At 67.5% G+C, this 541-nt stretch carries 1 pseudogene; it reads left to right on the forward strand.

The annotated features are described in order from the left end of the window. Positions 1-382: pseudogene (locus ABD323_RS44890) on the forward strand (site-specific integrase); the annotation flags it as partial. Positions 383-541: the final 159 nt, after the last annotated feature.

Below are 541 nucleotides of genomic sequence, written 5' to 3' on the forward strand. Positions count from 1 at the left end.
GCCCATTCCGCCGGTTCTGGTGCAGATCCTCCGCGAGCACATCGAGCGGTTCGGCGTCGCGTCCGATGGCCGACTGTTCCGGGCGACCGAGGGCGGGCGACTTCTCACGAAGGAGTACGCCGCGCTCTGGAAGGTAGCCCGGCCGTTCGTCCTGACACCCCATGAGGTGGAGACGCCGCTCGCGGACGTGCCCTACGAGCTGCGGCACACGGCCGTGTCCGGCTGGCTGGTGGCCGGCGTCGATCCGGTGGAGGTGGCGCGGCGCGCTGGGCACAGCGTGGCGGTGCTCTACCGCTTCTACGCCAAGATCCTGAACAACCGTCAGGATCACTCCAACGCCCTGATCGAGCGGTTCCTGAACGGTCAGGACATGCAGGAGTAGGCCGTCAGCAGCCCGGGACGGCGTTCCACAGATGTTCCACACGGGCTGGATCCGCGCGGGATATCGGCGACGCGCGGTGAGACAACATGCCAAAGGGGGGGTATCGGCTGCTCGCCGATACCCGCCCTGAGCTGGAGTTTCCTCCACCAGCGGAGAGTG

The sequence above is a fragment of the Kitasatospora nipponensis genome, assembly GCF_039528135.1.
In the GTDB taxonomy this organism is placed as follows: domain Bacteria; phylum Actinomycetota; class Actinomycetes; order Streptomycetales; family Streptomycetaceae; genus Kitasatospora; species Kitasatospora nipponensis.